Raw genomic sequence first — 24,987 nt, 5'->3', positions numbered from 1 at the left:
GTGCGTACGGACGGTGCGAGCGGGCGCGGTCAAGGACGCGGCGATTCCTACATCGGTACCCCTGGCGTCGCGGATAACCCCTGACCGCAGATCTCACCCGGGATCCTGCCACCTGCGCGGTGCGACGCGCCCGGGACGTCGGGTCCCGGGTCAGGCCGCGCGACGGTGCCGCGAGAAGGCGTCCCGGCCGGGCTGAGATCATGGGACGTGCCCGCCGCCCTGACCCGACTCCTCCCCGGCCTCCTCATGACGGCGGCTGCCGCGGCCGCGAGCCTCGCGCTCTCCGCCGCCGTGCCCGCCGTCTCCGCGCTCATCGTGGCCATCGTGCTCGGCGTCGCCGTGCGCAACCTGCGGGCCCTTCCGGCGGCTGCGCAGCCCGGCGTCGCGTGGTCGGCGAAGAAGGTGCTGCGAACCGGCGTCGTGCTCCTCGGGCTCCAGCTGTCCGTCCCGGCGGTGCTCGGCCTCGGCGGTCACGGGCTGCTCGTCATCGTGGGGACCGTGGCCGCGACGTTCGCCGGCACGCTGCTGCTCGGACGCCTCCTGCGGGTGCCGCCGGTCATGACGCTGCTCGTCGCGACCGGCTTCTCCATCTGCGGCGCCGCTGCCGTCGCCGCGATGTCGGCGGTCGTGGACCCCGAGGGCGAGCGCGAGGAGGACACGGCGACGGCGATCGCCCTCGTGACGCTGTACGGGACCCTCGCGCTCGTCGTCCTGCCGGTCGCGGCCGGCCTGCTGGGCCTCACCGACCACGAGGCCGGGCTGTGGATCGGTGCGAGCGTGCACGAGGTCGCGCAGGTCGTCGCCGCGGGAGGCGCGGTCTCGGCGGCCGCGCTCGCGGTCGCGACGGTCACCAAGCTGGGCCGGGTCGTGCTGCTGGCACCGCTCGTGGCCGGGGTGGGTGTGGTGCGCCGACGCCGGGCCGTGGTCGCGGTGGGGGCGGCGGGGGGCTCCGCGGGTGCGGACGTGGCCGTGAGGGACGGAGCTGTGGGGGACGGGGCTGCGACCGACGGGGCCGCGGGGCGTTCGCGGCCGACGCGCCCTCCCGTGCTGCCGCTGTTCGTGGCCGGGTTCCTCGTGGCCGTCCTCGTGCGGTCGACGGGGTGGCTGCCCGACCCCGTGCTTGACGTCGCCAAGGTCACGACGACGGCGCTGCTCACGGCCGCGATGTTCGGCCTGGGCACGGGCGTCGACCTGCGGGTCCTCGTGCGGACCGGTGGGCGGGCCGCGGCGCTAGGCGCGGTGTCGACCCTGCTCGCCGCCGCCGTCGCCGGTGCGCTCGTCGTCGTCGGCGGGTGACCGGTGGCGGCCCCGTGGTGACGCCGGCCGGCGTCACGGGCTCGGGGCGCGGGCCGCTCGACGCGCCTGACCGCATGCGGCCGGGTGTCGGAGCCTCGGGCTAGCGTCACCGGCATGCGGATCCTCCACACCAGCGACTGGCACCTCGGTCGCACGCTGCACGGTGTGGACCTGCTGACCCACCAGGCGGCCTACCTCGACCACCTCGTCGAGCTCGCGCGCGCCGAGGACGTCGGCGCAGTGGTCGTGTCCGGGGACGTGTACGACCGGGCCATCCCGCCGCTCGAGGCCGTGCAGCTGCTGGCGGACGCGCTCGCCCGGCTGTCCGAGCGCGCCCCGGTGATCCTCACGCCCGGGAACCACGACTCGGCCATCCGGCTCGGCTTCGCGGCCTCGCTCTTCCGCGACGGCGTCCACCTGCGGGCGCGCGTGGCGGACGTCGGGCGCCCGGTCGAGCTCGCGGACGAGCACGGACCGGTGCTCGTGTTCGCGCTGCCGTACCTCGACCCGGATGCCGCACGGCACGAGCTCGCGGGCGAGGGCGAGCGCGCCGGGGACGGTGGGGGCGGTGCGGGGGGCGGGGATCGTGCACCGCTGGCACGGTCGCACGAGGCTGTCATGTCGGCCGCGATGCGGCGCATCCGGGCCGACCTGGCCTCTCGCGGGGGCGGCCGCAGCGTCGTCATGGCCCACGCGTTCGTGCTGGGCGGGCAGGCGTCCGAGTCGGAGCGCGACATCCGGGTCGGCGGCGTCGACTCGGTCCCGGCCACGGCGTTCGAGGGCGTCGACTACGTCGCCCTCGGTCACCTGCACGGCGCCCAGCGCATCTCCTTCCCGGTCGCCCCGGCACCGCCGTCGAGCACGCCCGACGCGCGGCCGTCGAGCCCACCGGTGCTCCAGTACTCGGGCTCACCCCTCACCTACTCGTTCTCCGAGATGCACCACCGCAAGGCGACGGCCCTCGTCGAGCTGGGCGCGCACGGCGTCGTGGGCGAGGTCGAGCTCGTCGCCGCACCCGTGCCGCGGCGCCTCGCGGAGGTGGTGGGCCCGCTCGCCGACCTGCTGAGCGAGGCCGGGGAGCCCCACGTCGACAGCTGGCTGCGCGTCGTCGTCACCGACGCCGCCCGGCCCGACCAGCTCTACGCCCGCGTGCGGTCCCGCTTCCCGCACGTGCTCGCCGTCGAGCACCGTCCGCCGGCCCGCGAGGGAGTCGGGCCGGTGGCGGCGATCACGGCCGCGCACGACCCGCTGGAGGTCGCCGCGGAGTTCGTCGAGCACGTCACCGGGGGACCGGCGACGCCCGACGAGGTAGAGGTCCTGCGCCGCGCGTACGAGCAGGTCCTGGCCGCGGAGCGGAGCGCCTGATGCACCTGCACACCATGACGCTCCAGGCTCTCGGGCCGTTCGCGGGGACCCACACGATCGACTTCGCCGAGCTCGGCGCCTCGGGGATCTTCCTGCTCGAGGGGCCCACCGGCGCGGGCAAGTCGACGATCATCGACGCGATCGTGTTCGCGCTCTACGGCAAGGTCGCGTCCGCGGAGGCCAGCGAGGACCGGCTCCGGTCCGCGCACGCGGCACCCGAGACGGAGACGTTCGTCGACCTCGTCCTCGAGTCCGGCTCCGGCATCTACCGCATCCGCCGGACACCCCGCTTCGAGCGGCCCAAGCGGAGCGGCTCCGGCACCACCACCCAGCAGCCGGGCGCCAAGCTGTGGCGACTCACCGACGTCGACCGCCCCGACGAGGGCGAGCTGCTCGCGACACGGCTCGACGACGTGGGCGTCGAGGTGCAGCGGATCGTCGGGCTCGACCGCGCCCAGTTCGTCCAGACCGTCGTGCTCCCCCAGGGCGAGTTCGCGAGCTTCCTGCGGGCCAAGCCCGAGGACCGGCGCGGCCTCCTGCAGAAGGTCTTCGGGACCGAGGTCTACGAGGCGATCTCCGTGCGCCTCGACCGCATGCGCGCCGAGGCGACGCGGCAGGTCGAGGCAGCCCGGCAGGCGGTCGGCAGGTCCGCAGCCGGCTTCGTCGGCGCGGCGGCGCTCGCGGACGAGGACGCCCAGGCGGTCCGGGACGCCGCGGAAGGCTCCGCCGCGGTGGCCGCGCTCACAGCGCTCGTGGACCGCCTCGAGTCGGGCATCGCCGCGGACGTCACGCGGGCGAGCGGTGACGCCGAGGCGGTCGAGGCCCGTCGCGTCGCCGCGCGCGCCGCCCTCGACGAGGCCCGTGCGCTCGACGCGGCGCTCACGCGACGTGCAGCGCTCGTGCGGGAGAGAGCCGGCCTCGACGAGCAGGGCCCTGAGCACGCGCGGCGTGTCGAGCGCCACGACCGGGCCCGCCGCGCGCGCACCGTGCTCCCCTGGGTTCAGGGCGCGGAGCAGGCGGCGGGCGTGGCCGACGCCGCGACGCAGACCGTGCGGCGGCTCCGGGACGACGTGGTGCCCGACCTGCGCGACCTCGTCGACGAGTCGACCGAGCTCGGCGTGCAGCGCAAGACCCTCGCCGTCGAGCGGGACCGGTGCACCGCCGTCCGGGCGACCCTCGACCGGCTCGTCGAGCTGGAGGGCGGGCTCACGGTCCGCCGGTCCGTGCTCGAGGAGGCCCGCGCGCAGCGGACCCGGCTCACGACCGAACGCGACAGGGCCGTCGCCGAGCGGACCCGGCGGCCGGAGGAGCGCGCAACGCTCGTCGGCGACCTCGACGCGGCCCGGTCCGTCGCGGCGGGACGCCCCGCCGCCGAGCAGCGCGCAGCCGCGGGGTCCGCGCGCCTCGAGGCCGCCGTGGACGTCGACGCCCTCGTCGCCGAGCTCGCGCGCGTCGACGTCGAGGTCCAGGGCGCGGCCACGGACGCCCGGCACGCGATCGCCGAGGCGGCGAACGTCCAGCAGGCCCGCATCCGCGGCATCGCGGGCGAGCTCGCCGAGAGCCTCGTCGACGGTGAGCCGTGCATGGTCTGCGGCGGCATCGACCACCCGCACGTCGCCACCCGGGTGCCCGGGGACGTGACCGTCGAGGACGTCGAGGCCGCCGAGGCGCGACGGTCCACCGCGCAGGACGCCCTCACCGACGTCACCGCCCGGCGCGGTGCGCTGCGCGAGCGCATGGAGGCCCGTCGTGCCGCGGCCGAGGGGACCGACGTGACGACCGCGACCGCGATGCTCGAGGCCGCCCGCGCCGAGGTCGCCGCCTGCACCGAGGCGGCCGTCCACCAGGCCGAGCTCGAGGCGGCCCTCGTCGCCTTCGACGCCGCGACCGAGCAGATCGACGCACAGGTCGCGGCGCTCGGCGCGGAGATCGCCGCCGTCGACGCGCGGCTCGCCGACCTCGCCGCCGGCCTGCAGCGGGACGAGGCCGAGGTCGACGCGGCACGCGACGGTGCCGCGACGGTCCAGGAGCGTGCCCGGGCCCTCGACGACCGCGCCCGCCAGGTGAGCGCGTGGAGCGACGCCCTGGCCACGCTCGAGGACGCGCGAGCCACCAGCGCGGCACGGTCCGAGGAGCTCGCCGACGCGCTGCGTGAGCACGGCTTCCGCGACGTCGCCGAGGTCCACGCCGCCCACCTGCCCGATCGCGAGCTCGACGCCGTCGAGCGCGCGATCAAGGACCACGAAGCCGCCGTCGCACGCGTCGACGGCGGGCTCGCCGAGCCCGAGCTCGCCCGGCTCCCCGCCGGCATGACCGTCGACGTCGCCGCAGCCGCCAGCGCCTGCGCCACAGCCGAGGACGAGGCGGCGCGCGTCGCCGGCGAGGTCGCGCGCCTGCGGCAGACCGCCGCAGCCGCGCACACCGCCCGCACCGACGTCGAACGCGCCGTCAGCGAGCTCGTCCGCGCCGAGCGTGACGCGGCCCCCGTGACCCGGATGGCGAACCTCGCCGGTGCCGTCGGCGGCGACAACACCCGTCGCCTCAGTCTCGCGACGTACGTGCTCACCCGCCGCTTCGAGGACGTCGTCGCCGCAGCCAACGCGCGGCTCACCGCGATGTCCGCCGGCCGGTTCGAGCTCGTGCGCAGCGACGAGCGCGAAGACGTCGGAAGCCGCAAGACAGGCCTCGCGATGAAGGTCGTCGACCACCACACCGAGACCCTCCGCGACCCGCGCACCCTCTCCGGCGGTGAGACCTTCTACGTGTCGCTGTGCCTCGCCCTCGGGCTGGCCGACGTCGTGACGGCCGAAGCCGGAGGCATCGACCTCGGGACCCTCTTCGTCGACGAGGGCTTCGGTTCGCTCGACACCGAGACCCTCGACATCGTGCTCGCCGAGCTCGGCCGGCTCCGCGACGGCGGGCGCGTCGTCGGCGTCGTGTCCCACGTCGACGCGCTCAAGCAGTCCATCGCCGAGCGGATCGAGGTCCGCCGCCTCGAGGACGGCTCCAGCACGCTGACCGTCCGCGCCTGACACCGGCCGGGGCGTGCGAGGCAGCCCCGGCGGTCACCACGACCAGCCGCGGGACGCGAGCTCGATCTCCTCGCGGAACCGCTCCGGCTCGGCCTGCGGCGCACCGTCACGCCGGGTGCCGGCCGGGACCTCCACACCGGCGAGCCGGCACGCCTCCGCCAGCAGGTCGTCGTACGCCGCCTGCGTCGCCATCACACGACGCCCCTTCGCCCACACGTGCTGGTCCGCATCCAGCACACGCAGCTCCTGGGCAAGCTGGCCGAGGCGGATCTGCACCGTCAACGCCTCGAACGGGTTCTCCACCGGCGTCGAGCGACGCGGACGCCCCGCCCGCCCGGCGACGGCACGCCCCAGGGCGTGCACCGCACGCCCGACCGCTGCGCCCACCGCGACGACCCGCGAGCGCGCGCGAACCTGCCACCGAGGTGGCTCCGGCTCGAAGAGCAGCGACGCCATCGCGCCGTAGACCACCGCGGGGAGCATCAACCACAGAACGGACTGGGCGACCATGGCCGGACCTCGTCGTCGGATGCACCCAGCGTAGGTCCGCCCACGCCACCCCACCAGGCCTTTCAGGCGCCCGACCTGCCGACGCTGCCCCCCCGACGCTGCTGCCCGACAGTGCTGCCCGACGCTGCCGCCCGACGCTGTTGCCCGCCCGACGCTGCCTTCCGTCCGATGGTGCCGTCCGCCCGACGTGCGTAGGTTCGGCAGGTGCGCGCACGAGGACTGCTCATCACCGGCGCGACGGCGGTCGTGCTCGTCGGCGGCCTCGTCGTCGCGGACGGGATCGCGCGCGCCGGCGCCCAGGACAGGATCGCCACGGAGGTGGGCCGTGCCCTCCCCGGCCTCGCCGAGGCACCCGAGGTCACCGTCGACGGCTTCCCCTTCCTGACGCAGGTCCTCGCCGGCGAGCTCACGTCCGTGCGGCTCACCGCGCCCGAGCTCACGCTCGACGGCCTCCTGCTCGAGGACGTCGACGTGCACCTCGAAGGCGTCTCGACGACCCAGCCGCTCACCGCGGACGCCGCACGCCTGACGGGGTTCACGTCACTGGCCTCCGTGCAGGGCGTCGTGGACGGCGAGATCGGCAGCGAGGTCGGTCTGAGCATCGACGGCGGCCAGCTCGTCGCGACCACCGAGGTCCTCGGCCTTCCCGTCGAGGTCGGCCTCCGGCCAGAGCCGGCCGGCCGGGCCATCGCCGTCGTCGTCGAGACGCTCAGCCTGGGCGGCGCCTCCGTCGACGCCGAGCGACTCCCGGACGCCCTCACCGAGGCGCTCACCGGTCTGACCATCCCGCTCGACGAGCTGCCCGCCGGCGTCGACATCACGGGCGTCACCGTCGAGGCCGACGGGTTCGGGCTCGAGGCGGGCGGCAGCGACGTCGTCGTCGGCGCCATGCCCTGACGTCGACCCCCGTCCCGAGCGCGGAACACCCCGGGCGGGCCCACCCGTCCGCGCGACGCCGTACCCGTCACCGCGACGCGGCCCACCCGTCAACGCGCCGCGGCCCACCCGTCAACGCGCCGCGGGCCACCCGTCCGCACCACGCGCCGCACGCGGCGCCGCGTTAGGGTCGCAGGCATGGCCACGCCCCACATCAATGCCGAGCCCGGCGACTTCGCCCCCGACGTCCTCATGCCCGGCGACCCACGGCGAGCCATGCGGATCGCGGAGTCGGTGCTCGAGGACGCGCAGCTCGTCACCGAGGTGCGCGGGATCCTCGGCTACACGGGCACGTTCGGTGGGCGGCCCGTCTCCGTGCTCGCGTCAGGCATGGGCATGCCCTCAATCACCATCTACGCGACCGAGCTGTTCCGGTTCCTCGGGGTCAAGCGGATCATCCGGATCGGCACCGCCGGCGGCATGGCCCCGCACCTCGAGCTCGGCGACGTCGTGATCGCGAGCGCCGCGCACACCGACTCCGCGATGACCGCCGGCCGGATCCCCGGCATCCACTACAGCCACGCCCCCAGCTTCGCCCTCACGGCCGCTGCGGCGGCCGCGGCCGGCCTCGGTGCCGCAGCACCGAAGGCGGAGGACCCGAGCCACGCCTCCGGGCGCCGTCGTCGCCGCGCGACGCGCGCGACCGTGCACGTCGGCCCCGTCTTCTCGTCCGACGCCTTCTACGCGGACCGGCCGCAGACCAACGACCTGCTCGTCAAGCACGGCACCCTCGCCGTCGAGATGGAGGCGGCCGCCCTGTACGCCACCGCCGATGCAGAGGGCGGCGAGGCGCTCGCCATCTGCACCATCTCCGACCTGCTGTTCCGCGAGGCGTCCCTGCCCGCCGAGGAACGCGAGCTCCTCTTCGACCGCTCGGTCCAGCTGGGCCTCGCGGCGTTCGCCACGGCGTGACCGGCCGAGAGCCCGGGCCCGCGCACGAGCGCGGCTACGAGCCCGACGGTGGCCGCGCCTCGTGGCCCGGACGCCCGTGGGTGCGCCGCTCCTCCTTGAGCTGTGCCTCGTACACGTGGCGGCGTCCGCCGAGGAGCTCCGCCCGGACCGTCCGTTCCCAGTCCCGGAACGGCTGCCAGTACGAGTCGTCGTAGTCCTCGACGACCTGGAAGGTCCACCGGCCCGAGACGACGTTGCGACCCAGGAGGTCCTCCCGCAGACGATCGGCGAGCTCGGAGTGGCCTGCGGTCGCGAGCGCCTCGACGGCCTCGAGCAGGTCGTTGTCCGCGTGACCCGTGAGGCGGTGGAACCCGTAGAGCATGCCGCGTGCCTGCTCCACCAGCTCGAGCGCGGCCGTGAGCTTCCCGACCGCGTCGACCGTGGCCTGGGACACCCCGTCGGGGGCCGTGTGCTCGGCCGCGGGTCCGTCGTCGGGCGTCGGTCCGCCGTCCTGCGGCGGCGCCGCGAACCCGGAGGCCGGCGCCGCCTGCCCGGGCGGCTGGTCCGCGGCCTCGGGCGGCCCCCCGGTCATCGCTTCTTCTCGTCCTCGAGGAAGTCCTTGGCCTTGTCCACGACGGAGTCGATCGTCGCGTCCGTGGGGGTGTCGGTCCGCGACTTCAGGGCGTCCGCGGCCTTGTCGAGCGCGTCCTGCGCCTGGTCCTCCCGCCCGTCGAGTGCCGACCGCGCCTTGTTGACCAGATCGTCGATGCCCATCGCTCCTCCTCCCGCGGGCCGCTGAGGGCCCGGCGGTCTCGAACCACCTGACGTCTCTGCCTACCGCCGCGCGAGGTCCCCCGCAACGCGTGGAGCGCGGCGTGCGGGACGAGCATTCGTGTCCCTCGCGAGGCGGTCGGCGGGCGGCCCACGGAGGTCCAGGCCGCTCCGAGCTGGCCGTGCGTCGGCGTGTCGGGCGCAGGACAGGGACGCGCGGGTCGACGGTGGAGGGTGAAAGGCCCCGGGTCCTGTCACAGGGAGCGGTCCTCGACCGATCTCTAGGGGGAGGACGACGCACACCGTGGAGCCGTGGAGGTGACGAGGATGAGCCAGGCAGTGATCCCTTCCCCGGGGTCGGCAGGCGCCGAGCACCCACGCGGCCACACGCACGCCACGCACCCGGCCGTCACCGCCAGGGACCACCGCCCGCCGACGGCGTCCCGGATCTCCCCGACGACGGCGCTCTCGCTGCACGCGACCGACGACCGCGGCATCCCGATGACGTGGCACATCACGTCGCTCGCCGAGGACGGCGCGGAGGCGACGTACCTCGTCGAGCGGGCCGTCGGCGACATCAGGAGCCCCGCCGTGTGGATGCAGGCCCAGCGCGATGCCGAGATCGTCGGTGAGACGGGCGTGCTGGACCTGGTGCGCTCCGTCCTGTTCAGCACCCACCAGGCGCCCGACGACGACCTGTGACGCGGGACATGCCGGGGTCCCCTCAGGTCCGGCACCTGATCGGCCGATGAGAGACACGACCCAGCGGCCGACCGGCCCGTACGCACCACGACCGAGGACCTTGCGATGACCCAGGCACTGCTGACGCGACCGCGTCCCACGTCTCCCACGGCGCCGGCCTGGACGCTCACGCTTCAGGGACCTGACCCCGTCTCGGGCTTCCGCGCCACCTGGCAGATCACCCCGCTGGTCTCCGACGACCTCGTGGACCACTGCACGGTCGAGCGCGTCGACGGTGAGATCACGCACCCCGCCGTCTGGATGCAGGCGACCAAGGTCACGACCGTGATGACGCGTGACGAGGCCTTCCGGCTCGCCCAGCAGGTCTCAGGGCGCTGACCACGGCACTAGGTCGCCGACCACGGCGCTAGGTCGCTGACCACGGCGCAACGTCGCCGACCGGCGTCCTCCCACTGACCGGCGTCCTGCCGCTGTCCGACGTCCTGCCCGGCTCGTCCTCTCCCGCGGCGCACACACCGATGAACGCGCCGAGCTCCTCGAGCTGGTCGGGCCGTGTCGGCAGGTGATCGGTGAGTGCCGGTGAGCGCACGACGACCGCGCACCACTGCCCGCGCGAGATCGCGACGTTGACCCGGTTGCGGTTGAGCAGGAACTCCATGCCGCGGGGCACGTCGTCAGCGGTCGACGCGGCGGTGGTGACCACGACGACAGCTGCCTCCTGGCCCTGGAACCTGTCGACGGTCCCCACGCGCACCCCGCCGAGCCCGGCCGCCTCGAGCGCTCGTCGGACCGTCCACACCTGGGCGTTGTAGGCGGCGACCACGAGGACGTCGCTCGCCAGCAGTGGCCGGTCGGTACGCGTCGCGGGGTCTCGCCACCGCTTGCCGACCACGTGCCGTACCTGCGCGACGACCTCGGTCGCCTCCTGCGTGGATGCGACGGCGTTGCCGGTGTGGGGCACGCGGATGCAGTGCACACCCGGGACGACGCCCTCGAGGGACCGCTCGGCCGTGCGCGGGACGCTGCGCAGCCGTCCCTCGTACGCGAGCCGGGAGACGACCGCGCACAACGCGGGGTGCATGCGCCACGAGTGCTCGAGGAAGTAGCCGAGCTCGGTGGGCAGCGTGTCGTGCCCGGCCGCGAGCCACGAGAGCACGGACCGGTCGACGGGCTCCGGGTGCCGTCCCTGGGTGACCTGCGGGAGCTGCTGCGGGTCCCCGAGGAGGAGGAGGTTGCGCGCGGCCCCCGCGACGGCGACGGTCCCCGCGAGCGAGAACTGCCCCGCCTCGTCGACGACGAGCAGGTCGAGCGGCTCGTCGGGGAGCCGCTGGCGGTTCGTGAAGTCCCATGCGGTCCCCCCGACGACGTACCCGTTCTCGCGGTGGTCGCGGTAGAACGCGCCGAAGCCGGCGTCCTTGAGCACGCGCCACGGCTCGTCACCGACGGCCGTCCCGTTGGCGGCCTTCTTGCCGAGCCGGTCCGGGTCGACGCCCGCGGCGGCCAGGGCGCGCAGCATGTTCTCGACGACGCTGTGGGACTGTGCGACGACGCCGACCCGCCAGCCCTGCGCGACGAGCGCGGCCACGACCCACGCACCGGTGTACGTCTTGCCCGTCCCGGGCGGGCCCTGGACCGCCAGGTACGAGCCGTCGAGCTGCCGGACGGCGGACGTCAGGGCGGCGACGTAGTCGGCGGGCTCCCCGAGCACCGGTGGGAGCGGTGCGCCACCGCGGAGGCGTGGCGGACGTCGGCGCAGGAGGTCGAGCGCGGGGTGGTCGGGCAGGTGCGGGAGGCCGTCGGCGACCGTGCGCGCGAGCTCGCGGATGCCGGCGGCGAGGCCGTCCGTGGGAGGCGGGTAGCCCGGTGTGAGGGCCATGGGGAGCGCGTCATGGGGATCGTGCCGCGCACGGAGCGAGTCCTCGACGAGCACGACGTCCCGCGCGTCGGGCCCCTCGCCGTCGGCCTCGACCGCGGTGACCGTGAGCGTGTCCGTCCACCCTCGTCGGCCGTCCTGCGTGGTCTGGGCGCAGCCGGGGACCGGCTCGTCGTAGAGGCCGCACACCGCGGCACCCTCCCGGAGGTCGCTGCCCGGGTCGAGGCGGCCGACGAGCCGGAGCGTCCGGCGGGCGGTGCGCTTGCCGGCAGGAACGTGCCACGGCACGACGACGGACGCCTCCTCGACGAGGAACGTGCTCCGCCGGTCCGCCCAGTCGGCGGGCTCGCTGACGAGCCTGTCGAAGTGGCCCCACCAGAACGGCTTGGCCTCGCGCCAGTGGTAGCCGACCGACGCGGCGAGCATCGCGACCGCCTGGCGGTCAGGGCTCCGCGCGCCGGGCCCGTCCTCGTCCGCGAACGCGAGCAGGGTCTCCACGACGGCGTCGTGCTCGGGCGCATCCGGACCCGCCGCTCGCTCGTCGGTCGACGCCGGCTCGGCACCCCGGGTGCGTGGTGGGCCCTGGACGGGTGCCACCTCCGGTGCCATCTCCGCGGCGCGGGCCCGGAGCCAGTCCCTCAGGCGGAGCGTCGAGAGGCAGTCGTAGGCGTTGTACTCCGCGATCTGCTCGAGCCGCGCGCGCCACGCGTCGTCCTGGCCCGCGTCGCGCAGCAGGCACGCCGACGCGTACTCCACGATGGAGTCGCCGGCGGTCGTCACCTCGCCCTGGCGACCGGTCTCCATGTAGAGGGGCTCGAGCTTCTTGATCGAGTACGACCGCTGACCCGTGCGCAGGCTGGCCCGGACCGTCGCGTAGAGGTCGACGAGGACGCCGTCGCGCAGCAGCTGGTCGACGTCGTCCTCCCCGACGCCGTGCCGCCCGGCGAGCCGGAGCAGTGCCGTCCGCTCGTACGACGCGTAGTGGTAGACGTGCATGCCCGGGAAGCGCCGCCTGCGCTCGCCGAGGTACGCGAGGAACTCGCGCAGCGCCTGCTTCTCCTCCGTGCGGTCGTGCGCCCAGAACGCCCGGAACACCGGCTCGGCCCCGGGAGACGTCGGTGCCTCGACGAGTCCGAAGAGGTACTCCAGCCCCCAGTCGCTCGACCCGTCCTCGGTCCACAGGGGGTCACCCTCGAAGTCGAAGAAGATGTCGCCGGGGTCGGGCTCCGGGAGGCCCGCGACGACCGAGGGCGCGAAGAGCTCGAACACGACACCGCCCGAGGTCGCCGTGCCGGCGCGTGCCGACGCGTCCGCCGCGGGACCGCGAGCATCGGCCGCCGCGTCCGCGACCGGCCCCGCGGGCGCGCCGAGCGTCGGCCCCACGGCCGGCGGGTCCTGCACGGCCTGGAGCCGCGCCTGCGCCCGCAGCGAGGCGAGGGCCGCGGCACCGACGCCGTCGACCGGACCGGTGCTCGCGGCGAGCTCGTCGAGCGTGCCGATCCCCGCGGTGAGCAGCCGTGCCCGCTGCGTCGACCGCATCCCTGCGACGAGGAGCACGTCCCGGCGTCGCTCGATCTCGGGCGTGCACACCGCGCATCGCCCGCACGCACGGAACCGCGGGTCGCCCCACGCGACCGGACCGGCCGCCCGCTGGTGCGCGTCCAGCACCTGCTGGAGGCGTGCTCTCCGCTCGCGGTACACGGGCAGCAGGTCGACGAGGCGGTGGTCCGTCGTCGTCCGGTCGCCGAGGACCAGGTGGACGAGGGGTGCGGGCCGAAGGTCGGCCGCCAGCATCTGGTCCGCGTAGGCCGCGACCTGGAGCAGCGCGGTGATCTTCGCGTGCCGCGCGAGCTTGGTGTCGAGGACCGCGTACACCGGGCCGGTGCGGTCCGCCGCGGCGCGCTCCGCAGGGCGGTCGCGGACGAGGAAGTCGGCCCACCCGCCGAAGCGTCCGTCGAAGAAGCCGGCCTGGAACACCACGTCGGCACCCGTGCGCAGGGCCCCGACGGTCTCCGCGTGCTTCGCCTCGAGGGTCGAGCGGTCGGTGTGGCGACCCGCCTCGGGGCGCGCGATCTCGACGACACCCGTGCCCGCCGTCGGGTCCCACGGGCCGAAGCGCTCCCGGTACCCGGCGAGCACCCGCTCCTCGTGCTCGTCACCGAGCCGGGCGGCCCGCTCGCGCATCGCGTCCGGCGGCTCCACGACGCGCGGGAGGCGTCCGAGGACGGCATCGAGCGTCCGGAGCAACGCGAGCTCGCACGACGCGGCGAGGGCGAGGTCTGTCGCGCTGTACACGATCGCGCCGTCGTCGAGGAGGAACATGCAGGCAGGCTACGGCCGGGCACCCACACGGCCGCCGACGGCCGGCGACCACGCGGACCGAGGGCCCGCCGCGTGTCGCGACGGGCCCTCGGTGGACGTGCTGGGACTGCCTGGAAGCGCCTGGCGGTCAGCTCGCGTCGGCGCCGGTCGTCGCGCCGGCCGCGTCGGCCTTGCCGCCGGCGACCGAGGAGATGAGCTGTGCGAGGTCGAGGCCCGTGAGCTGGCGGACGACCTCCTGGCCCTCGCCGAGCACGGACGCCACGTTCTTGGTGATCGCGGACGCACCGTCGGTCGAGATCACGGTCATCTGACCGATCGACCCGATCGGCTCGGCGGCGGCCCGCACGATCTCGGGCAGTCGCGAGATGACCTCCTGCGCGATGGCGGCCTGGCCGTACTTCTTGAGGGCCTCGGCCTTCGCGTCCGTCGCGGCCGCCTCGGCGCGGCCCGCGGCCTCCGTCGCTGCGGCGCGCGCCTCGCCCTCGGCCCGGATACCCGCGGCCAGGGCGACCTGACGGTCACGCTCGGCCTCGCCCGCGCGTCGGACGGTCTCGGCTGCCGCCTCGGCGTCCTGGAGCGCCGCGGTCTTGTTGGCCTCGGCGATCGTCTTGCGCTTGTACGCGTCGGCCTCGGTCGCGGCGTTCGCGGCGTCGCGCTCGGCGGTCGCGCGCTGGACGGCGGCGTACGCCTCGGCCTCGGCGGGCTTGCGGACCGAGATGTCGAGCTCCTCCTCGGTCACGCGGGCCTGCTCGGCGAGCGCCTGGCGCTGCTGGGCCGCGACGATCTGGTCCTGCTGGGCGCGGGCGAGCTGGCCGGCGGCCTCCGCCTCGGCGTTGGCCCGGTCCGTCTCGGCCTTGATCGAGGCCTTCTTGAGGTCGAGCGCCTTCTGGCGCTCGGCGATCTGCTCCGCGGCCTCGATCACCGCGAACTCCGACGCACGCTGGGCCTCGGCCTCGGAGACCTCGGCGACCTGGCGGGCGCGCGCGTTCTCGGCTCGACCCAGGTTGCCCAGGTAGTCCGACCCGGGCGTCGAGATGTCGGAGATGTTGAGCAGGTCGACCTGGAGGCCCTGCTCGGACAGGTCGGTCTTGGTGGAGTCGACGACCCGGTCCGAGAGGCCCTTGCGGTCGCTGATGATCTGCTCGATCGTCATGTCGCCGACGATGGACCGGAGCGAACCCTCGAGGGACTCCTTGATGATCTCGGTCAGCGTCCCCTGCTGGGAGAGGAAGCGCTGCGCGGCACGCCGCACGCCCTCCTCGTCGCCCCGGACCTTGAAGTTGATGGACGCCTTGATGGCGATCTTGATGCGGTTCTTGTCGACGCCCTCGACGGTGATGCCGATCTGGCGCTGCTCGAGCGAGATCGGGAAGCCCTGCTGGAGCACGGGCCACACGAAGACACGGCCGCCGACGACGACGCGCTGCCCCGTCTCGTTCACCGCAGCCTTGCCCGCGCCCCGCCCCACGATGATGAGCGCCTCGTTGGGCGGCACCCGTCGGATGCGCTTCGCGATGAAGGCCACGACGGCGGCGACCGCGATGGCGAGGGCGACGACGCTCACGACCGTGATCGTGTCTGACGCGATGTTCAAGGGGACGTCCACGGAGAACCTCTCTCAGGTGGCTCGGGCCGGGCGGCCGCGAGGGTTCCGGAAGACCGGTGCGGTGCGGCGGTGGTCAGACGGCGTCGTCGGGCGCAGCGGCCGCGGGGCGGACCTTGACGCGCCCGCCCGACTGCTCGACGACGACGACGCGGGTTCCCTCGGCGATCTCGACGTCGGCCCACGCGAGCCTGCGTTCGAGCTCGCTCGGGTCGTCCAGGGAGACCTCGCCGGCGCGGCTGGGCGTGATGGTCGCGGTCACGGTGCCGGCGACGCCCACGAGGGTGCGGGGCCTGCCGTCCTCGGTCGCCCGGAGGCGGTTGACCATGACCTGGACGCCGAGCACGGTGAGGATCGCGAAGACCGCCGACGCGGCGTACGCCCACACGATCGGGAGCCCGTTCGCGGTGACGATCGAGCCGATCGCTCCGAAGGCGACGGCCCCCGCGCCGAGCGACGTGCCGGACAGCGCGCCGTCGCCGATGTCGAACACGTCGCCGAGCGGCAGCGCCACGAGCAGCAGGAGGAGCCCGATGGAGCCGATGATGATGAAGGTGATCATGCGTCCGTCCTCGGGGAGCCTGCGGTCGTGGCGATCCTCACGGCAGCCCCGCCCGGCCCAGGGCGCGGGCGGGGCTGCCGGTCACGGGGTCAGTAGCTGTACCGCTCGACGCCCGAGATGCTGAACACGGCGTCGGCCGGCAGGTCCTCGAAGAAGTAGACCTCGACCTCCGTGAACTGCCCGGGTGCGAGGTCCTGGGCGGACGCGTGCGAGTTGTCGTACTGCTGCGTGCCGTCGGCGTTGGTCGCGACGACCTCGGCCGAGTAGCTGTACGTGGTGTCGCCGCTGTTGGTGATCGTCGCCGTGAGGGTGCCGCCGCCGTACTCGTCGGGCGTGTAGGTCCCGAGCGTCACGTCGCCGCTGATGTCGAGGAAGCCGACGACCTCGACCGACCCGACGGTCATGACGAGCTCGGAGCCGCTCAGGTACAGCGAGTCGAGGTTCTGGTCGGTGCCGACCTGGGCCTCGACGAGCACGATGTCGTCCTCCGCCGCCGCGAGGAGGATCTCCTCCAGGCCGAGGAGGATCACGTCGTCCTCGAGCTCGTACTGCGCGGTCGGCTGCAGGGCGCCGCCCCGGCCGTGCATGACGTTGGGGCCGTCGTAGCTGTTGACCGAGGTGACCTCGACGTAGAACTGGACGAGCTCGCCCTCGTGGGTGCTCGGGTCGCGGACCATCGCGGCCCACTCCTCGGGCGTGATCTCCGCGAAGCTGCCGCTCGGCGGGTCGATCTCGAACGTCGTGCCGTCCGTGAGGTCGGTCTCGAGGTCCTCGAGCTCGTCGATCGTCGACTGCCACTCGTCGTTCGCGTCGTTCGCGGCGTTCACGACGGCGATGGTCGTGATGATCGCGACGATGCCCGCGAGGATGCCGACGCCGGACGTGATGGTCGCGGCGAGCGCGAGCCCGCGACCGCCGACCGTGCCGCTCTTGGTCTTGCGCATACCGAGGATGCCGAGGATCAGACCCGCGATGGCGAGCACGAGGCCGGCGAGGCCGACGAACGGCCACCAGCCCATGAAGATCGAGAGGATGCCGAGGACGAGACCGGTGATCGCGAGACCGTTGGTCTTGAGCGGGGGCGTACCCCCGTAACCCTGCTGCCCGTAGCCGCCGGCGTACGCCGTGGCGGGCTGCTGGCCGTAGGCCGTGGCGGGCTGCTCGTACCCGGTCGGCGCCTGGCCGTAGGCGGCCTGCTGCCCGTACGCGGGCTGCTGGCCGTACGCGTCGGGCTGGCCGTAGGGGGCGGGCTGGCCGTAGGCGTCCTGCGGCTGCCCGTAGGCGGGCGCGGGGGGCTGCTCGCCGTAAGGGGCCGCGGGCTGCTCGCCGTAGGGCGCGGCCGGCTGCTCGCCGTAGGGCGCGGGGGGCTGCTCGCCGTAGGGCGCGGCAGGGGCTGCCGAGTACGGCGCGGTCGGCTCAGCCGGTGCGCTCTCGGCGGGCGTGCTCGGCTCGGCCGTGTACGGCGGCGGCGTCGCGCCGGTGGGAGCCGGCGGGGGCGGGGGCGGCACGCTCCCCTGCGAAGGCGGCTGGGGGTTCTCGCTCATGAGGTTCTGCTCCAGGCTCGAAATGTCTCGTCGGAGGCTGACGGGCGTCTGAGCCAGCGGGTGATCTGCCGCTCCGGACCGACGGCCCCCGTCGTCGTCCGGGGACATTCTGGTCTGTCGGACGCCCCTGAGCGGGCATTTCACCCATCCGGGGGACGAGTCGTAATGCGTCTGTGACCTCCCGCCCAGGCTGTGGACGCCCGGCGGCGTCGAACCGGGTCCGTGCGTCGGACGGAGAGCTCCGGCACCGGCGGGTGTGTGACCGGCGCCACTTCACCCGCGCCGGATGTCAACGCAGGGGTGCCCGAGCCGATCCGTACCGGTGAGACGGCGCACCGGGTGCCGTCCGGCCGGCCGGAGCGCCGAGCAGGAGTGGTGGTGAGCAGGATGAGCAGGATGCTGACGCGAGGGGTCCAGGTGCGTGGGGCCTCGGCGGTGCTGCACGGCATGCACCCGCTGCGCGGCTACCCCGCGACGTGGCACCTGACGCCGCTGACCTCTGCTGAGCACGGCTCGCCCGACTTCCTCGTGGAGCGCGCGGACGGGCACATCGACGACCCGCTCGTGTGGGAGCTCGCCGAGAAGGAGACGGTGGTCATGGACACCCACGAGGTCACCGAGCTCGCCCGACGCGTCTCGGCGCGCCAGCCCGGAGCCTGAGGCGTCGCGACGGCTCCCTCAGGACGGCGGAGGGCTCGGCTCGGCCGTGACGCACCGACCGAGCTCCCTCTCGATCGCGTCGTGCTCCGCCTGCGTGACCCACAGCCCGTAGTCCGCCTTCACCGAGACCTGCCGGATCACGTAGACGCAGCGGTACCCGCGGTTGGGCGGCAGCCACGTCGCCGCGTCACCGGCACCCTTCTGCTGGTTCAGGGCGCCCTGCACGGCGAGGAGGTTCGCCGGGTCGTTGGCGAACGCCTGTCGTTGCGCGTCCGTCCACTGCTGCGCGCCCTTCTGCCAGGCGTCCGAGAGCGCGACGACGTGGTCGATCTGGACGTCGGCGCTGTGCTCGCCGCGCTCGAACGGGATCGCCGCGCCGGAGTACGGGTCGGCCAGGGTCCCGGTCAGGACCACGCAGCCGTTGGTGCCCGGCTTGGCCTCGATGGCCGTGAGGTCGCGGGCGAGCACGTCGTTGCGCGTGTCACACCCGTTGCGGTCCTCGTCGGCCCACGCCTGGCCGAAGACGTCACGGTCGTACCCGGTGCTCGGCGCGCGCCCGCGGACCGGCAGCTCCGCGAGGGCCTCGCGCGCGGCGACGAGGTCCGCCTCGGGCACGGCGTACGTCGTCGTGCGCGCCGCGTCGGTCACGCTGGGGATGGCTACGAATGCGGCGACGAGCAGCCCGAGCGCGATCGCCGACCACGCCACGTGCGATCCGGACGTACGGCGCCGACGGCGGCGCGAAACCACTCAGCACCCCCGCGACGCGGGGCGGGGGCCGCGGTCGGCAGGTGCGGCAGGTGCGGCGCGGCGGGGCATGGGCCCAGGTTAGGGGCGCCGTCCGACACGGCTGGGCGGGGCCGGGCGAACCGTGCAGACCCGCGCGCACCGTGGGGCCTGTGGGTCGGGGCGCGTCCTTGCCCGTGTCGGTCCCGCCTGCCATGGTCGTCCCGAGCCCGGTGGTCGGGCGCGGAGGAGGTCGACGGGTGAGCGAGCAGCACGTGGGGCGGGGCAACCGGGGCGAGCACGGCGTGCCGGTCGAGCACCCCCTGACCGGCCTCGTCGTGCGGGAGCACCGCCTGGCCGTCCCCGTGGACTGGTCCGCACCCGACCGGTTCCCCCCGATCGAGGTCTTCGCACGCGAGATCACCGCACCCGGGCGCGAGGGCGAGGACCTCCCGCTGCTCCTCTTCCTCCAGGGCGGCCCGGGCGGCCTGAGCCCGCGCCCCGCCGGCGGCGGCTGGTGGACGACCGCGCTCGCGACGCACCGGGTGGTGCTCCTCGACCAGCGCGGCACCGGGCGGTCGGGCCGCGTGGACGGCCGCCGGATCGCCGCGCTGGGGAGCGCCGAGGAGCAGGCCGAGTACCTCGCGTGCTTCCGCGCGGACGCCATCGTCGCGGATGCCGAGCACCTGCGCCGCACGGTCTACGGCGGGAGACGCTGGGCGACGCTGGGCCAGTCGTACGGCGGCTTCGTGACGCTGGCCTACCTGTCGAGCCACCCCGAGGCGCTGAGCGCGTGCTACGTCACGGGCGGGCTCATCGGCATCGAGGCGGACGCGGAGGAGGTCTACCGCCGCACCTTCCCCCGCCAGGTGGCGCGCAACGCGGACTTCGCGCGCCGCTTCCCGCAGGACGTCGAGCTGCTGGGTCGCATCGCCGACCGCCTGGCCGGCGGCGGCGTGCTCCTGCCGGACGGTGACGAGCTGACGGTCGAGCGCCTCCAGCTGCTCGGCATGCCCTTCGGCATGAGCACCGGCGTCGACGGCCTGCACTGGCTGCTCGACACGGCCGACGTGGACGCGGACGGGACGCCGTCGCCGGCGTTCCTCGCCGAGGTCGCGCACCGCACGGGCTACGACGAGAACCCGCTCTACGCCGCACTCCACGAGATCGTCTACCACCAGGGCGGACGTGCCCCCGGGTGGGCCGCGCAGGCCGAGCTCTCCCGGCACCCGGCGTTCGCCACCGACGCCCGGCCCCTCAGCCTCACCGGCGAGGCCGTGTTCCCGTGGATGTACGAGCAGATCCGGGCCCTGCGACCGTTCCGGGACGCGGCCCACGTGCTCGCCGAGCGCACCCAGTGGCCGGCCCTGTACGACGCTGCGCGTCTCGCGTCCAACGAGGTCCCCGTCGCCGCGGTCCAGTACTACGACGACCCGTACGTCGACCTCGACCTGGCGCTCGACACCGCCCGCGTCCTGGGCAACGCGCAGGTGTGGATCACGAACGAGTTCCTGCACGACGGCCTGCGGGTGAGCGGCGACGTGATCCTGCCGCGCCTCATCGACCTCGCGGCGGGACGGTGGAGCGTGACCGGGAGGTGACGTGAGAAGCGCTTCGACACCGGGGTGAAGTTCTTTCCCCTCAGGGATCATGTTCCGGTGCATTCGTACCGATGCACCTCGGGTGACCACCGACACCGACCTCGCCGCGGTCCCGACGGACGCGGACGCCGAGCGCCTCGTCGTCGCGCTGCTGAGCCCGGGCGGGATCCACACGGCGTTCCAGCCGGTCGTGCGCGTGGCCGACGGCACGATCGTCGGGTACGAGGCGCTCGCGCGCTCGAACGCCGCAGCGGACCTCACCCCGGACGTCTGGCTCGAGATCGCCGAGCGTGCCGGTCGTCGTGACGACGTCGAGCTCGCGTGCGTCGAGGCGGCGCTCGCCGCGGGTCCGCCGCCCGACGGCGTGCTGCTCTTCGTCAACGTCAGCCCCGACGTCGCGCTCGACCCCCGGCTCCCCGCCCTGTGCCGTGCCCTGCCCCGCCACGTCCTCGAGGTCACCGAGCACCGGGCCGTCGACGACTACGAGCCCCTGCAGGACAGCCTCCGGGCCCTGCGGTCCAGCGGCTCGATGGTCGCGGTCGACGACGTCGGCGCCGGGTACGCGTCGATGGCGCACGTCCTGCAGCTCGGCCCGTCCTTCATCAAGATCGACCGTTCGCTCGTCCAAGGGCTCCACTCCGACTCGCGTCGCCGGGCGCTCGTGGAGGCGCTCCAGGCCTTCGCGTCCGCCATCGGCGCGCTCACCATCGCCGAGGGTGTCGAGACGCCCGAGGAGCTCCGCGAGCTGCGCGCGGCGGGCGTCGACCTCGCCCAGGGCTACCTCCTCGGGCGCCCGCAGGCGCCTTGGGCAGAGGTCCCGACCCAGGCGAAGCAGGTGCTGGCGCCCATCACGCCGACCGTGCAGCTCGAGGACCTCGAAGGCCTCACCCGGGCCGTGAGCGAGGCCGTGACCACAGGCGACGTGTGCGAGCTCGTCGGCCAGTACCTGTCCCGTCAGGGCGGCCTCCTGCCGAGCGTCTACCTCGAGCGCGGCGGCGTGCTGCGCTGCCAGTCGCGCCGCGGCCAGTGGCTCGTCATGGACGGCCTGCACCCCGGAACGGGCATCACCGGGGCGGCGTTCGTCGAGGAGAACGAGATCGTCTGCGAGGACGTGGACGCCGACCCGCGGTACCGCCTCGCGATCCCGGGGGTGTGCAGCGAGATGGCTGTGCCGCTCCGCGCGTCCGGCCGCGTCGTCGGGGTGCTCAACGTCGACGCCGTCGCGCCTCTGCTGCCAGCCCAGCGCGACCTCGTGCGCCACTGCGCCGAGCTCCTCGAACGCCGCCTCGAGACCCTCCAGCTCGTGCGGTCGACGGGCGCGGCGCTCAACGACCTGAGCCGTCTCGCGCCGATCCTCGCCCAGGCGACGTCGAGCGAGGAGCTCACCGCGGCTGCGCTCGCCGCGGTCTCCGAGCTCACCGGGTTCGACAGCGGGTGCGTGTGGTCGTTCGCCGCAGGCGCCGACGCGCACGCCGCGCCGGTCGTCGCATCCACGTGCGGCATCGACGCCGACGTGCTCGCGACCCTCGAGCCCGACGACGTCGAGCTCCTGCGTGTCCTCGTCTCGGACCTGACGTCCTGCTACAGCGGGGGCACCGACCTCAGCCTCGCCGTCCCGCCGACCCACATGCTGCGGGAGCGTGGCGCGCGTGGCGTCATCCTCGTGCCCATCCGCGACGGGTGGGGCCTGACCGACGTGCTCGCGCTGACGAGCCGCACGACGTCGTACGTCCCGGCCGACGTGGTGGACGCCGTCGAGAACCTCTGCCTCCTGACGGGCAGCCGCCTCGCAGCCCTCCGCAGCGCCGCGGCGCTCGCGGCCCTGGTCGCCACCTCACCGACGGTGTGACCCCGGGCACCCGCCCAAGGTCTGGGCGGGCGGCTCGTGCCGATCGGGCTCTCTCAGTCGGGGGCGCGGGGTGAACCCGAACAGCGCCGCCGGCCGTCCTCGAGGAGACGACCGGCGACGCCGGGAGCACGCAGACGCATGCCGACACCCTGGGTTGCCCCCCGGCTCGCAGAGTGCCCGCTCCTCACCACTCGACGTGGGAGGAGGTGCAGCGCCGACGCCACGGTCGGCGCCGGCGTGATGCGCATCGATCCTCCGCCCGCACCGGGACGGGGCGCTGGGCCCGACGTCCCACGGCCCTTCGTCCTCCCTGACGAACCACCCGCGTGCCCTGGGCGCGCGCCCGGTGTCGGTACCCGCGGCCGTGACGCCGGCCGGCACGCCAGGACGGGCAGCTCGGGCGTGACCGTGCCTTCGCCGGCGGTCAGCCCTGGCGACCGGCCAGGGCGAGGTCCCGCCACGGCCCGACCTGCACGCCGACGCCGTTGTGCTCGAGCACGTGGACGTACCGGGAGAGCATCCCCGCCGCAGCCGTGCGCAGGCTCGACGCGTCCCTCTTCCGCACGGTCAAGGACAGGAGGGTGCTGGCGGGCCCCTCCTCACCGGCCGTCACGGCGAGCACGGACGACGTGAAGAACTCGGTCGGCTCCGTGACGAGCTGGAGGAGGTTGAGGGCGACGGCCATCTTGTCGCGGACCTCGACGGTGCGACCGTCGGGGCTCACCTTGACCCGCAGCCTCGCCTCACGTCCGACCGTGGTCAGCGTCGCCATCGCTGCGGGGAGCGGGCACGCGACACGCAGCTCGCACGCCGGGCGGGCCATGAGCCGGCCCCACGGCTCGACGCGGGCGGTGCTCACCGCCAGGGCGCCGTGCTCGACGGCGGGGCGGGGTCGCCCCGATCAGGCCCGAAGCCCTGGCCCCTCGGGCCGGTCCCGAGATCAGCGCCACCCGGGCCGGTCCCGAAGCCCTGGCCACCGGCGTCGGGGGAGGTGGCGCCGAGCGAGCCGAGCATCGCGGTGAGCCGGTCGCGCGCCGCGGCGAGCCCCTCGAGGGCGTCGTTGAGCTCGTCGTCCTCGCTCTCCTCGATCGTCGTGGCGAGATCAGCGGTGCGGGCGCGCGACGTCGCGCGCAGCGACCCGGCCTCGGGGGAGTCGTCCTTGCCGGTGAACACCGCCTCGAGCGTGGTGTCGCCCCGGTCGACGCGTCCCTGGATGCGCTTCCAGTCCTCGCCGAGCTCGCCGGCCCGCGCCCTCTCGGCGAGCTCGGCCATGCGCTCCTCGTCCCGACGGGCCTCCAGGCGCTCCTGCTGGTCGATCCGGTCGATGAGCGCACGCATGCGCTCGAGGGCCTCCTCGCCGGCGTCGCGCGCCGAGCGCGCCGTGCCACCCGCCCCGCCCGCGCTGCCCGCACTCCCGGCCGCTCCGCCAACGCCGCCGCCCGCTCCGCCGATGCCGCCGCCCGCGGTGCCGCCCGTCATGCCGTCCTCCGTCATGCCGTCCCCCTCACGCCGTCGCCCGGCGGAACGCGTACTCGGCGATGTCCTCGATGAGGTGCACGGACTGGAGCAGCTGGGCCTTGCCCTCGATGAAGCCCGTGATCGCGGTGATGATCATCTCGATGAGCGTGTAGGCCGTGCGCACCTTCGAGATGATGTCCTGGACCATGATCAGCGCCTCGCCCGCGGCGACGGCCCACCCCACCACCGGGACGGCGGCCTCGGCCGCCATCCGGATGAGCTTCTGCGAGATCGACTTCAGGAGCTTGCCGATCGCGATGCACGCGAGCTGCGAGACGAGCGCGATGTTCGACGTGAGCCCGCCGATGTAGCTCGCGGCCTGGCTGAAGCCGACGTACGCGGCGGCCGCGGCGGTGATCGCGGCACGGAACGCCTCGGCGGCCTCGCCGCGCCACCCCTCGGCGGTGGGCGCGAGGAGCCCGACGTAGTTCTCGGAGACCGCGGTGAACGCCGCGGACGTGTTGCTCCAGCCGGCGGCGGCCTTCTTGATGTCCTGGAAGTCGCCGCCGAAGGGCTTGAAGACGACCTCCTCGAGGATGGAGAAGCCGAGCAGCTGCTCGGCGAGCCAGTCGATGCCGCCCAGCACGACGCCCGCGGACCAGCGCAGCTCCTGGACCTCGTTCCTGCCGAGGTCCGGGGTGACCAGGTAGGACTGCGGATCCGTCTTCTCCACGACGCCGCCGGTCGATCCGCCCCAGGCGCGGACGTCGTCGGGCAGGCCTGTGATCTCGTCGATGGAGCGCTGCACGGTGTCGACCGCGCTCGAGATGTCCTCGCCGAACCACTGGCCTGCGGAGCCGTAGCCGCTGGGTGCGCCGCCCTGCGCGGGGCCGACGGGGTCGATGCCCGCCGTCGGGTCCTCCCACTTGGTGATCGTCTGGCCGGACCGCCGCGCGAGGTCGTTCATGGTCCGGTGCGCGGCCTCGTCCGTCTCGACGTAGGTCTCGACGGCCCGCTGGAGCTGGTCGGCGGTGACGGTGCCGACCTGACCCGCGAGGTGGATCGCCTGTGCGGCGGCCTCGAGAACGAGGAAAGCGGGCGGCGCGAACATGGCGAGCAGGAGGCCCGTGTCGTCGTGGATGCCGCACTCGCGGCGCACGTACGCCTCGATCGCCGTGCAGTGCTCGGACTGGCGGCGCAGGACCTCGACCGCCGGGACCATCACGCCGTACGAGACCTCGACCGTCACGCCTTCCCCCTGAGCTCATGGCCGGGCGCATCGGCAG

The 24,987-nt window shown here is 74.4% G+C and carries 21 protein-coding genes; 10 read left to right on the top strand and 11 right to left on the bottom strand.

Features of this window, described 5'->3' with window-relative positions:
- Positions 1–207 precede the first annotated feature (207 nt).
- The 3 genes from FZ988_RS06860 to FZ988_RS06850 all read left to right on the top strand — a co-directional run bounded on the left by FZ988_RS06860 (position 208) and on the right by FZ988_RS06850 (position 5,693).
- Positions 208–1,296 carry a YeiH family protein gene (locus FZ988_RS06860; protein WP_246169286.1) on the top strand — a complete coding sequence of 363 codons (1,089 nt, stop codon included), beginning with the start codon at positions 208–210 and terminating at the stop codon, positions 1,294–1,296.
- Between the two features lie 114 nt (positions 1,297–1,410).
- Positions 1,411–2,661 carry an exonuclease SbcCD subunit D gene (locus FZ988_RS06855; RefSeq protein ID WP_149203273.1) on the top strand — a complete coding sequence of 417 codons (1,251 nt, stop codon included), beginning with the start codon at positions 1,411–1,413 and terminating at the stop codon, positions 2,659–2,661.
- Positions 2,661–5,693 (top strand): AAA family ATPase, encoded by a 3,033-nt coding sequence (locus tag FZ988_RS06850; RefSeq protein ID WP_149203272.1) that lies wholly within the window; start codon positions 2,661–2,663, stop codon positions 5,691–5,693. The genes FZ988_RS06855 and FZ988_RS06850 overlap by 1 nt, the downstream gene beginning before the upstream one ends.
- Before the next feature lie 33 nt (positions 5,694–5,726).
- Here the strand turns inward: FZ988_RS06850 and FZ988_RS06845 are convergent, their stop codons facing one another.
- Positions 5,727–6,203 (bottom strand): hypothetical protein, encoded by a 477-nt coding sequence (locus FZ988_RS06845; protein ID WP_149203271.1) that lies wholly within the window; start codon positions 6,201–6,203, stop codon positions 5,727–5,729.
- 204 nt (positions 6,204–6,407) lie between these two features.
- Here FZ988_RS06845 and FZ988_RS06840 point away from each other — a divergent pair, with 204 nt between their 5' ends.
- Both FZ988_RS06840 and FZ988_RS06835 read left to right on the top strand, forming a co-directional pair.
- Positions 6,408–7,100 carry an LmeA family phospholipid-binding protein gene (locus FZ988_RS06840; RefSeq protein ID WP_149203270.1) on the top strand — a complete coding sequence of 231 codons (693 nt, stop codon included), beginning with the start codon at positions 6,408–6,410 and terminating at the stop codon, positions 7,098–7,100.
- Between the two features lie 177 nt (positions 7,101–7,277).
- Positions 7,278–8,051: a purine-nucleoside phosphorylase gene (locus tag FZ988_RS06835; protein WP_149203269.1), complete on the top strand. Its 774-nt coding sequence runs from the start codon at positions 7,278–7,280 to the stop codon at positions 8,049–8,051.
- A gap of 34 nt (positions 8,052–8,085) precedes the next feature.
- Here FZ988_RS06835 and FZ988_RS06830 read toward each other — a convergent pair whose 3' ends face one another.
- Positions 8,086–8,622, bottom strand: coding sequence for a hypothetical protein (locus FZ988_RS06830; RefSeq protein WP_246169285.1), 537 nt, complete (start codon positions 8,620–8,622; stop codon positions 8,086–8,088).
- Positions 8,619–8,804 (bottom strand): antitoxin, encoded by a 186-nt coding sequence (locus tag FZ988_RS06825; RefSeq protein ID WP_149203268.1) that lies wholly within the window; start codon positions 8,802–8,804, stop codon positions 8,619–8,621. Before FZ988_RS06825 ends, FZ988_RS06830 begins: the two co-directional genes overlap by 4 nt.
- Before the next feature lie 324 nt (positions 8,805–9,128).
- Here FZ988_RS06825 and FZ988_RS06820 point away from each other — a divergent pair, with 324 nt between their 5' ends.
- Both FZ988_RS06820 and FZ988_RS06815 read left to right on the top strand, forming a co-directional pair.
- Positions 9,129–9,503: a hypothetical protein gene (locus FZ988_RS06820; protein WP_149203267.1), complete on the top strand. Its 375-nt coding sequence runs from the start codon at positions 9,129–9,131 to the stop codon at positions 9,501–9,503.
- A gap of 105 nt (positions 9,504–9,608) precedes the next feature.
- Entirely contained in the window at positions 9,609–9,881 is a 273-nt protein-coding gene (locus FZ988_RS06815; protein ID WP_149203266.1) for a hypothetical protein, read from the top strand.
- A gap of 28 nt (positions 9,882–9,909) precedes the next feature.
- On the opposite strand, the gene FZ988_RS06810 is transcribed toward FZ988_RS06815, so the two are convergent.
- From FZ988_RS06810 to FZ988_RS06795, 4 genes are all read right to left on the bottom strand, one after another.
- Complete coding sequence (locus tag FZ988_RS06810) at positions 9,910–13,698, bottom strand: TM0106 family RecB-like putative nuclease (RefSeq protein WP_149203265.1); 3,789 nt, start codon at positions 13,696–13,698, stop codon at positions 9,910–9,912.
- Between the two features lie 127 nt (positions 13,699–13,825).
- Complete coding sequence (locus tag FZ988_RS06805) at positions 13,826–15,304, bottom strand: SPFH domain-containing protein (RefSeq protein ID WP_246169283.1); 1,479 nt, start codon at positions 15,302–15,304, stop codon at positions 13,826–13,828.
- A gap of 73 nt (positions 15,305–15,377) precedes the next feature.
- A complete protein-coding gene (locus FZ988_RS06800) occupies positions 15,378–15,863 on the bottom strand; it encodes an NfeD family protein (protein WP_149203264.1) in 486 nt (161 codons plus the stop codon).
- Between the two features lie 89 nt (positions 15,864–15,952).
- A complete protein-coding gene (locus FZ988_RS06795) occupies positions 15,953–17,407 on the bottom strand; it encodes a hypothetical protein (protein ID WP_149203263.1) in 1,455 nt (484 codons plus the stop codon).
- Positions 17,408–17,794: 387 nt separating this feature from the next.
- Here FZ988_RS06795 and FZ988_RS06790 point away from each other — a divergent pair, with 387 nt between their 5' ends.
- On the top strand, positions 17,795–18,067 hold the full coding sequence (locus tag FZ988_RS06790; protein WP_149203262.1) for a hypothetical protein: 273 nt from the start codon (positions 17,795–17,797) through the stop codon (positions 18,065–18,067).
- A gap of 18 nt (positions 18,068–18,085) precedes the next feature.
- On the opposite strand, the gene FZ988_RS06785 is transcribed toward FZ988_RS06790, so the two are convergent.
- Positions 18,086–18,775, bottom strand: a complete 690-nt coding sequence (locus FZ988_RS06785; RefSeq protein WP_246169281.1) for an HNH endonuclease family protein — start codon at positions 18,773–18,775, stop codon at positions 18,086–18,088.
- Between the two features lie 323 nt (positions 18,776–19,098).
- On the opposite strand from FZ988_RS06785, the gene FZ988_RS06780 reads away from it, so the two are divergent.
- Together FZ988_RS06780 and FZ988_RS06775 are read left to right on the top strand one after the other, a co-directional pair.
- Entirely contained in the window at positions 19,099–20,394 is a 1,296-nt protein-coding gene (locus FZ988_RS06780) for an alpha/beta fold hydrolase (protein ID WP_246169331.1), read from the top strand.
- 82 nt (positions 20,395–20,476) lie between these two features.
- Complete coding sequence (locus tag FZ988_RS06775; protein WP_188079011.1) at positions 20,477–22,243, top strand: EAL domain-containing protein; 1,767 nt, start codon at positions 20,477–20,479, stop codon at positions 22,241–22,243.
- A 424-nt stretch (positions 22,244–22,667) separates the two neighbouring features.
- On the opposite strand, the gene FZ988_RS06770 is transcribed toward FZ988_RS06775, so the two are convergent.
- Genes FZ988_RS06770 through FZ988_RS06760 form a run of 3 tightly spaced genes read right to left on the bottom strand, consistent with a single transcriptional unit; the run spans position 22,668 to position 24,950 of the window.
- Positions 22,668–23,102, bottom strand: coding sequence for a hypothetical protein (locus FZ988_RS06770; RefSeq protein WP_149203258.1), 435 nt, complete (start codon positions 23,100–23,102; stop codon positions 22,668–22,670).
- Positions 23,099–23,737: a hypothetical protein gene (locus FZ988_RS06765; protein WP_149203257.1), complete on the bottom strand. Its 639-nt coding sequence runs from the start codon at positions 23,735–23,737 to the stop codon at positions 23,099–23,101. Before FZ988_RS06765 ends, FZ988_RS06770 begins: the two co-directional genes overlap by 4 nt.
- Positions 23,738–23,747: 10 nt before the next feature.
- Positions 23,748–24,950, bottom strand: coding sequence for a hypothetical protein (locus FZ988_RS06760; RefSeq protein WP_149203256.1), 1,203 nt, complete (start codon positions 24,948–24,950; stop codon positions 23,748–23,750).
- Positions 24,951–24,987 lie beyond the last annotated feature (37 nt).

This window comes from Actinotalea subterranea, assembly GCF_008364845.1.
In the GTDB taxonomy this organism is placed as follows: Bacteria; Actinomycetota; Actinomycetes; order Actinomycetales; family Cellulomonadaceae; genus Actinotalea; species Actinotalea subterranea.
This window is presented reverse-complemented; position numbering and strand designations above follow the sequence as displayed.